Raw genomic sequence first — 3,252 nt, forward strand, 5'->3', positions numbered from 1 at the left:
CGGCGATCTTCATCGGCCAAGCGGCGGCGCTCGGCCAGCCTGCGGGTCTCATCGGCGCCGTCGGCGGAGACGATTTCGGCCAGTTGAACATCGACCGGCTCAGCGCGCTCGGCGCCGACGTTTCGGCAATCGCCGTCCGTGAAGGCCATGCAACCGGCACCGCCTTCGTCGCCTACCGGACCGATGCATCCAGGCATTTTGTTTTCAATATCCGGAACAGCGCCGCCGGCCTTTTGGAAATGGACGATGCCGCCAAGCGGCTCTTGGCCGGAGCCGATCATGTCCATGTCATGGGCTCTTCGCTTTTTTCCGATCGCGCCACCGACGTCGCACTCGCCGCGATCGCGGCCGTGAAGGCCAAGAGCGGCACGGTGTCCTTCGATCCGAACATCCGTCGCGAGATCATGCAGGCGTCCGGCACGCGTCAGGCGCTCGATCATGTGCTCGCGCAGACAGATGTCTTCCTGCCGAGCGGCAACGAACTGTTCCTTTTCTCCTCCGCCAGCGACGAACAGGCCGCGGTCCGCGAATTGCTGGGGCGAGGCATCTCCTGCATCGTGCTGAAGAAAGGCGCCGATGGCGCCACTTATCACGACCGCAAGGGCACGCTCGCCATGCCCGGCTTTGTGGTCGAGGAAGTCGATCCGACCGGCGCCGGCGATTGCTTCGGCGCCGCCTTCGTTTCCTTCTGGCTGCGCGGTGCCTCGCCCGCCGATGCACTGCGCATCGCCAATGCCTGCGGCGCGCTCGCCGTTACCCGCAAGGGGCCGATGGAAGGCATTCACCGGCTCGCCGACGTCGAGGCCTTCATCGCAAAAGCGACCGCACGCGCATGACCGGCGCCACGGCAAGATTTGCGGGCATCGCCGCTCGCCGCGCGGCAGGCGCGAAGGGCGGCATCGCCTCGATCTGTTCGGCGCACCCGCTGGTGATCGAAGCGACGCTCCGCCACGGCGCGAGGAATGGCGCCGATGTGCTGATCGAGGCGACCTGCAACCAGGTCAATCACGAGGGCGGCTATACCGGCATGACCCCGGCCGCCTTTCGAGCCTTCGTCGAGACGCAAGCAGGCAGGACCGGCTTTCCGTTCGACCGGCTGATCCTCGGCGGCGATCACCTCGGCCCGAATCCTTGGAAGCATCTGCCCGCGGCGGAAGCGATGAACAAGGCGGCGGCGATGATCGACGCCTATGCCTCCGCCGGCTTCACCAAGCTGCATCTCGACACCAGCATGGCTTGTGCCGGCGATTCCGTGGCACTCGCCGACGAGACGATTGCCGCGCGCGCGGCCGAGCTTGCGGCGGTTGCCGAGGCGGCGGTCGCCCGCTCGGGCGGTGAAAAACCTGTCTACATCATCGGCACCGAAGTGCCGGTTCCGGGCGGCGCGCTGGAAGCGCTCGACCATATGCATGTGACCGAGCCGGCCGATGCGCTCCGCACGGTCGAGCTCCATCGCCAGGCCTTCTGCCGTCTCGGCCTCGATGCCGCTTTTGCCCGGGCTGTCGGCGTCGTCGTTCAGCCCGGCGTCGAATTCGGCAATGCCGACATCATCGCCTATGCGCCCGAGAGGGCGACGAAGCTGGTCGCGGCCCTGGAAAGCCAGCCGCAATTCGTCTTCGAGGCGCATTCGACCGACTATCAGCCGGCGGAAGCTTTGGCCGCGCTCGTGCGCGACGGCTTCGCCATCCTCAAGGTCGGCCCCTGGCTCACCTTCGCATTGCGCGAGGCGCTCTATGGCCTGAGCCACATCGCCGACGCGCTCGCGCCCGATCCCTCGCGCGAAAGCTTGCCGGCCGCGATGGAACGCATCATGCTGGCCTCACCCGGCAATTGGCAGAAATATTATCCGGGAACGCCTGACGAGCAGCGCCTGCAGCGGCATTTCTCCTTCAGCGACCGCATCCGCTACTACTGGCCATCACCCGATGCGCAGCATGCGACCGAAGCGCTGCTGGCGGCGCTCGGCGATCGCGAGATTCCACGCCCCCTGATCAGCCAGTATCTCGGCCATCTCGATGCCGAGGTCGGCGCCGGTCGGATCACGCCGACCGCGCATGAGCTTCTGATTGCCAGCGTCACGCGCGTCCTCGATACCTATCGCAGCGCCACGATCCCGTAAGCCGGCGGATTAGTAGACAGGCGTCGCCATATGTTTGGGTGCCGGCCATTCGGCCGTGATCTCTGGCTGCACCGGCCGTTCGAGATAGGTCGAAAGCACCACATAGCTGCGCGTCGAGACCACGCCCGGCGTCTCGTAGATACGAGACAGCAGGCCTTCCAGCGCCCTTGTGTCCTCGGTGCGCACCTTGAGCAGCATGCAGGTGTCGCCGGCGACCGAATGGATCTCTTCCACTTCCGGGCATTCCGAGATCGCCATCAATTCCGGCGTCTTGCCCCAGCCCCTGGTATCGATGTGCACGAAGGCGAGCAGCGGCTTCTTCACGGCCTTCGGATCGATGATCGCCGAGGTGGCGCGGATGGCGCCGCTGCGCCTGAGCCGCTTCACCCGCTCATGCGCCGCCGGCGGCGACAGGCCGACACGATCGCCGAGCTCGGCATAACTGATGGTCGCATCGTCGACCAGAACGCCTAATATTTTTCGGTCGATCGGGTCGACCTCACGGGTTGGCTGCTTGTTCCGCTGAACGTCATCTGTTTCTGAGTCCATTTGGAAATTCTCCATTGATACTGAATTCAATTCGGCCACTATGGAGATATGTCGAACAGTGATCAATCAGCGATTCTGACTGCGGCGTCCCGTGCACCGATCCCGGCCGCAGCCTACCTGCTCACCGGCTGCATCGCCGTCATCGGCTCCAACTCACTGGTTCTAGGGCCGATTGCGCCCGCCGTCGCGGCATCCTTCGCGGCAAGCGTGCCGGCGGTGATGACGGCCGCCGCTGCCTTCGGCCTCGGCACCTCGGCCAGCGCGCTTTTTCTTGCCCGCTATATCGACCGGATCGGCGCCCGCCGCATGCTGCAGGGCGCATTGCTGTTGCTTGCGCTGGCGCTGGTGGGCAGCGCGCTCGCGCCGACGGTGGCGGCGCTGGTCGCGGCCCAGCTCGTTGCCGGCATCGCTGCTGGCGTCGCCATGCCGGCGATCTACGCCAGCTCCGCAGCGATCGCGCCGCCCGGCCGCGAGAGCGGAACGATCGGCGTCGTGCTGACCGGCTGGACGCTCTCCATGGTCGCCGGGGTGTCGCTGTCGGCGGTGCTTGCCGATCTCATCCATTGGCGGGCCGGCTTCGCCCC

4 protein-coding genes are annotated in these 3,252 nt (G+C 66.1%); 3 read left to right on the forward strand and 1 reads right to left on the reverse strand.

The window, feature by feature from the left end:
- Positions 1-836: sugar kinase (locus EOA49_RS31100; protein WP_164749356.1), on the forward strand; the 836-nt coding region annotated here is incomplete at its 5' end.
- A complete protein-coding gene (locus EOA49_RS31105) occupies positions 833-2,119 on the forward strand; it encodes a D-tagatose-bisphosphate aldolase, class II, non-catalytic subunit (RefSeq protein WP_127240745.1) in 1,287 nt (428 codons plus the stop codon). The genes EOA49_RS31100 and EOA49_RS31105, both read left to right, overlap by 4 nt.
- 9 nt (positions 2,120-2,128) lie before the next feature.
- On the opposite strand, the gene EOA49_RS31110 is transcribed toward EOA49_RS31105, so the two are convergent.
- Positions 2,129-2,668 carry an Lrp/AsnC family transcriptional regulator gene (locus EOA49_RS31110; protein ID WP_095776664.1) on the reverse strand — a complete coding sequence of 180 codons (540 nt, stop codon included), beginning with the start codon at positions 2,666-2,668 and terminating at the stop codon, positions 2,129-2,131.
- A 48-nt stretch (positions 2,669-2,716) separates the two neighbouring features.
- Between EOA49_RS31110 and EOA49_RS31115 the strand changes: the two genes are divergently transcribed.
- A partial coding sequence (locus tag EOA49_RS31115) for an MFS transporter (protein ID WP_164749357.1) occupies positions 2,717-3,252 on the forward strand: 536 nt, incomplete at its 3' end.

Origin of the sequence: Mesorhizobium sp. M1A.F.Ca.IN.020.04.1.1 (assembly GCF_003997315.1) — a bacterium.
In the GTDB taxonomy this organism is placed as follows: Bacteria; Pseudomonadota; Alphaproteobacteria; order Rhizobiales; family Rhizobiaceae; genus Mesorhizobium.